This window comes from Rhodobaculum claviforme (assembly GCF_016653255.1).
Classification (GTDB): domain Bacteria; phylum Pseudomonadota; class Alphaproteobacteria; order Rhodobacterales; family Rhodobacteraceae; genus Rhodobaculum; species Rhodobaculum claviforme.
In genome coordinates, this window is sequence record NZ_NHSD01000199.1 from 1 (window position 1) to 5,275 (window position 5,275).

A 5,275-nucleotide genomic window follows, 5' to 3' on the forward strand; every position below is an offset into this window, starting at 1 on the left:
CGCTCAGCCAGAACCCCCACACCCCCCGCCCGCGGCGCGAGCACCGGCTGGAGGCCGCCATCGGCCGCGAGGTCCGCGCCCTGCGCCGCGCGCGCGCCCTGACCGCCGCCGAGCTGGCGGCCCAGGCCGGGCTGTCGGGCGGCATGCTGTCCAAGATCGAGAACGGCCAGATCAGCCCCTCGCTGACCACGCTGATGACGCTGGCCGATGTCCTCAGCGTGCCGTTGACCGCGCTGCTGCGCCGCTTCGAGGAGGTCCGCCCGGCGATGCATGTGCGCGCGGGCACGGGCCTGGACGTCGCGCGCGCGGGCACGCGGGCGGGGCATCAGTACACGCTTCTGGGCCACATCGGGGCCAACACCTCGGGGGTGACGGTGGAGCCGTACCTGATCACGCTCGGCGCGCCGCACGATGTCTTTCCGACCTTTCAGCACGCGGGGGTGGAGTTCATCCACATGCTCGAAGGGGTGGTGGAGTACCGCCACGCGGACCGCTTCTACCGGCTGGAACCGGGCGATTCGCTGTTCTTCGATGCCGACGCGCCGCATGGGCCGGAGCGGCTGATCGTGCTGCCGGCGCGGTATCTGTCGGTCATCAGCTATCCCCAGACCGGCTAGCGGCGGGGCACTGCCCAGGGCGTGGGCACTGCCGGGTGGTCTTGCCCCTGTGGAAAGGAATTTTCTTGGCAAGGGGGCGCGGACGGGCTCCCCTCGACCGGACATGGAGGTGGGCATGTGCGGGATCGTGGGGCTGTTTCTCAAGGACAGGGCGCTTGAGCCGGAGCTGGGCCGGCTGTTGTCGGAGATGCTGGTCAGCATGACCGACCGCGGCCCCGACAGCGCGGGCATCGCCGTCTATGGCCCGCCGCGGCCGGGCGCGGGCCGCCTGACGCTGCAATCGCCCGACCCGGAGGGGGACTTCGCCACGCTGGCCACAGATCTGGCCACAGATCTGGCCGCCACGCTGGCCGCCACGCTGGACGCCGATCCGGGCGGGGCGCCGGGCACCAGGGTCACGCTGGAGCGCCGCGGCCCCGGCGCGGTGCTGCACCTGCCCGACGCCGCGGTGGCAGCCGCGCGCGCCGCTCTGCCCCGCCTGCGCCCCGGCGTGCGCGTCACCGGCGCGGGCCGCACGATCGAGATCTTCAAGGACGTCGGCCGCCCGGCCGATGTCGCCGAACGCTTCGGGCTGGCGGGCATGACCGGCAGCCACGGCATCGGTCACACCCGCATGGCAACCGAATCGGCGGTGACGACGGACGGCGCGCATCCGTTCTCCACCGGGCCGGACCAGTGCCTTGTGCACAACGGGTCGCTGTCGAACCACAACAACGTGCGGCGCAGGCTGCGCCATGCCGGGCTGACGTTCCAGACCGACAACGACTCGGAGGTCGCCGCCGCCTATCTGACCCACCGCATGGCCGGGGGCTGCGATCTGGGCGCGGCGCTGGAGCACGCCCTGCACGATCTGGACGGGTTCTACACCTTCGTGGTCGGCACGGCGGACGGCTTCGGGGTGCTGCGCGATGCCATCGCGTGCAAGCCCGCGGTGATGGCGGAGACCGACGCCTGGGTCGCCTTCGGCTCGGAATACCGCGCGCTGGCCGCCCTGCCGGGGATCGACGCCGCGCGGGTGTGGGAGCCCGAGCCCGCCACCGTCTATTTCTGGAGGCACTGATGCAGACGGTCGACCTTGCGACCACCCCCCTGCGCGCCCTGAACGCAGCGCTGCAGGCGCAGGCCACCCACACCAACCAGACCGCGTGGGAGGTGCTCAACCCCCGCGGCGCCCATGCCATCGCGGTGGGGCTGGATGCGCCGATCCATGTCACCGTGCGCGGATCGACCGGGTATTATTGCGGCGGCATGAACAAGTCCGCCCACATCACCGTCGCGGGCAATGCAGGCCCCGGGGTGGCCGAGAACATGATGTCCGGCACCGTGGTGATCGAGGGGGACGCCAGCCAGTACGCCGGCGCCACCGGCCACGGGGGGCTGCTGGTCATCAAGGGCAACGCGGCGTCACGCTGCGGGATCTCGATGAAGGGCATCGACATCGTGGTGCACGGCAATGTCGGCCCCATGAGCGCGTTCATGGCGCAGGCGGGCCATCTGGTCGTGCTTGGCGACGCGGGCGAGGCGCTGGGCGACAGCCTCTATGAGGCGCGGCTGTTCGTGCGCGGCACGGTGAAGTCGCTGGGCGCGGACTGCGTGGAGAAGGAAATGCGGCCCGAGCATCTGGCGGTGCTGGCCGATCTGCTGGCGCGCGCGGGCGCCGACGCCGACCCGCGCGCGTTCCGCCGCTACGGCTCGGCCCGGACGCTTTACAACTTCAAACCCGACAACGCAGGCGCCTACGGATGACCACCCCTCCCCGCTTTTCCGCGACCTTCACGCCGGATGTGATGGCCGAGATCCGCCGCGCCGCCGACACCGGGCTTTATGACATCCGCGGCGGCGGCGCCAAACGCCGGGTTCCGCATTTCGACGACCTGCTGTTCCTCGGCGCGTCCATCAGCCGCTATCCGCTGGAGGGGTACCGCGAGCGCTGCGGCACGGATGTGGTGCTGGGTGGGCGGCATGCGTCGAAGCCCCTCCACCTCGACATCCCCATCACCATCGCGGGGATGTCCTTCGGCTCGCTGTCGGCACAGGCCAAGGAGGCGCTGGGGCGCGGGGCCTCGGCCATGGGCACCTCCACCACCACCGGCGACGGCGGCATGACGGACGAGGAGCGCGGCCACTCCACCAAACTCGTCTACCAGCTCCTGCCCTCGCGCTATGGCATGAACCCCGACGACCTGCGCCGCGCCGACGCCATCGAGATCGTGGTGGGCCAGGGCGCCAAGCCCGGCGGCGGCGGCATGCTTCTGGGCCAGAAGATCACCGACCGCGTGGCCGAAATGCGCACCCTGCCCCAGGGCATCGACCAGCGCTCCGCCTGTCGGCACCCCGACTGGACCGGCCCCGACGACATGGAGATCAAGATCCTGGAGCTGCGCGAGATCACCGGCTGGGAAAAGCCCATCTACGTCAAGGTCGGCGGCGCGCGACCCTACTACGACACCGCGCTGGCGGCCAAGGCGGGCGCGGATGTGGTGGTGCTGGACGGCATGCAGGGCGGCACCGCAGCCACGCAGGACGTGTTCATCGAGCATGTGGGCCTGCCGACGCTGGCGTGCATCCGCCCCGCCGTGCAGGCGCTTCAGGACCTCGGCCTGCACCGGGAGGTGCAGCTGGTCGTCTCGGGCGGCATCCGCACCGGCGCGGACGTGGCCAAGGCGCTGGCGCTGGGGGCGGATGCGGTGTCGATCGGCACCGCGGCGCTGGTGGCGCTGGGCGACAACGACCCCCGCTGGGAGGCGGAGTACAACGCGCTCGGCACCACCGCCGGCGCCTATGACGACTGGCACGAGGGGCGCGACCCGGCCGGGATCACCACGCAGGACCCGGCGCTTGCCGCCCGCCTCGACCCGGTGGCGGCGGGGCGGCGGCTGAAGAACTACCTGTCCGTCCTGACGCTGGAGGCGCAGACCATCGCGCGCGCCTGCGGCAAGAGCCACGTCCTGAACCTGGAGCCCGAGGACCTGTGCGCCCTGACGGTGGAGGCCGCCGCCATGGCCGGTGTGCCGCTTGCGGGCACCTCGTGGGTGCCGGGCCGCGGGGGATACTGACCCCCCACCCCACAACAGCGGAGACAGCGATGACCCAGAGCCTCGAGGAGTTCGCCCGCGCCAGCGGCGTGCGGTATTTCATGATCTCCTATACCGATCTGTTCGGGGTGCAGCGCGCGAAACTCGTGCCCGCCCAGTCCATCGCGATGATGCAGGACGACGGCGCGGGCTTTGCCGGGTTCGCCTCGTGGCTGGACCTGACGCCCGCGCATCCCGACATGCTGGCCGTGCCCCAGGCGCAGGCCGCGATCCAGCTGCCATGGAAGCCCGAGGTCGCCTGGGTCCCCGCCGAATGCGTGATGGCCGGCGAAACCGTGGCGCAGCTGCCGCGCACCGTGCTGGCCCGCCAGATCGCCGCCGCCGAGGCCGCGGGCCTGCGCATCAAGACCGGGGTGGAGGCCGAGTTCTTCCTGATGACCCGCGACGGGCTGGCGCTGTCGGACCCCTACGACACCGCGGAAAAACCCTGCTACGACCAGCAGGCATTGATGCGGCGCTACGATGTCATCGCCGAGATCTGCGACTACATGCTGGCGCTGGGCTGGAACCCCTACCAGTCCGACCACGAGGACGCCAACGGCCAGTTCGAGATGAACTGGGACTTCGCCGACGCCATGGTCACCGCCGATCGCCACAGCTTCTTCAAGTTCATGGTGAAGTCGGTGGCCGAGAAGCACGGCCTGCGCGCGACCTTCATGCCCAAGCCGGTCGCGGGGCTGACCGGCAACGGCTGCCACGCCCATATCTCGGCCTGGTCGCTGGACGGGCGCGAGAACCGCTTTGCCGGTGACGGGTACGGCGTCGGGCTGACGGAGGCCGGGTTCCACTTCCTCGGGGGCATCATGGCGCATGCGCCGGCGATGGCGGCGCTGACCAACCCGACGGTCAACAGCTACAAGCGGATCAACGCGCCGCGCACCACCTCCGGGGCCACCTGGGCGCCCAACACCGTGACCTGGACGGCCAACAACCGCACCCACATGGTGCGCGTTCCCGGCCCGGGGCGGTTCGAGCTGCGCCTGCCGGACGGGGCGGCCAACCCGTATCTGTTGCAGGCCGCGATCATCGCGGCCGGTCTGGATGGCGTGGCGACACGGGCCGACCCGGGCCCGCGGCTGGACATCGACATGTACGCCGACGGGCACACCGTGAAGGACGCGCCCCGCCTGCCGCTGAACCTGCTGGATGCGCTGCGGGCGTTCGAGGCCGACACAACCCTGACCGAGGCGCTGGGGGCGGAGTTCTCGGCCGCCTATACCCGTCTGAAACAGGGCGAATGGGACAGCTTCGTGTCGCATTTCTCGCGCTGGGAGCGGGAGCACACGCTGGACATCTAGCCCCGATTGCGGCCCTTGTCGCCGCCCCCGCACGCGTGCTTGGCTGCTGGCCGAGGGCGGCCGGACGAGGGCTGCGGGATGACGGGCCGGGGGGATGAGATGGCACCAGGATTGCGCACGGCAGGTCTGACGGCGGCGGCCATGGTGGCGTTCGCGGCCAATTCGGTGCTGAACCGGCTGGCGCTGGCGGACGGCGCCATTGATGCGGTGACCTTTACCGGGGTGCGGCTGGTGTCGGGGGCGCTGATGCTGGGGCTGATCCTGC

Annotated in this window: 5 protein-coding genes; all 5 read left to right on the forward strand. The window is 71.1% G+C overall.

Annotation, left to right across the window (positions count from 1 at the left end; genetic code table 11):
• Window positions 1–617: helix-turn-helix domain-containing protein (locus CCR87_RS06895; protein ID WP_201156823.1), on the forward strand; the 617-nt coding region annotated here is incomplete at its 5' end.
• Window positions 618–732: 115 nt separating this feature from the next.
• On the forward strand, window positions 733–1,677 hold the full coding sequence (locus CCR87_RS06900) for a class II glutamine amidotransferase (RefSeq protein ID WP_201156824.1): 945 nt from the start codon (window positions 733–735) through the stop codon (window positions 1,675–1,677).
• Window positions 1,677–2,363 carry a GltB/FmdC/FwdC-like GXGXG domain-containing protein gene (locus CCR87_RS06905; protein WP_201156825.1) on the forward strand — a complete coding sequence of 229 codons (687 nt, stop codon included), beginning with the start codon at window positions 1,677–1,679 and terminating at the stop codon, window positions 2,361–2,363. The genes CCR87_RS06900 and CCR87_RS06905 overlap by 1 nt, the downstream gene beginning before the upstream one ends.
• Window positions 2,360–3,673, forward strand: a complete 1,314-nt coding sequence (locus CCR87_RS06910; RefSeq protein ID WP_201156826.1) for an FMN-binding glutamate synthase family protein — start codon at window positions 2,360–2,362, stop codon at window positions 3,671–3,673. Before CCR87_RS06905 ends, CCR87_RS06910 begins: the two co-directional genes overlap by 4 nt.
• 29 nt (window positions 3,674–3,702) lie before the next feature.
• Window positions 3,703–5,010 carry a type III glutamate--ammonia ligase gene (gene glnT, locus CCR87_RS06915; RefSeq protein WP_201156827.1) on the forward strand — a complete coding sequence of 436 codons (1,308 nt, stop codon included), beginning with the start codon at window positions 3,703–3,705 and terminating at the stop codon, window positions 5,008–5,010.
• Window positions 5,011–5,275: the final 265 nt, after the last annotated feature.

Coding starts and splice junctions, on each gene's coding strand:
- CCR87_RS06905 (WP_201156825.1), top strand. CDS start 1,677: ATGCAGACGGTCGACCTTGCGACCACCCCCCTGCGCGCCCTGAACGCA.
- CCR87_RS06910 (WP_201156826.1), top strand. CDS start 2,360: ATGACCACCCCTCCCCGCTTTTCCGCGACCTTCACGCCGGATGTGATG.
- CCR87_RS06900 (WP_201156824.1), top strand. CDS start 733: ATGTGCGGGATCGTGGGGCTGTTTCTCAAGGACAGGGCGCTTGAGCCG.
- glnT (WP_201156827.1), top strand. CDS start 3,703: ATGACCCAGAGCCTCGAGGAGTTCGCCCGCGCCAGCGGCGTGCGGTAT.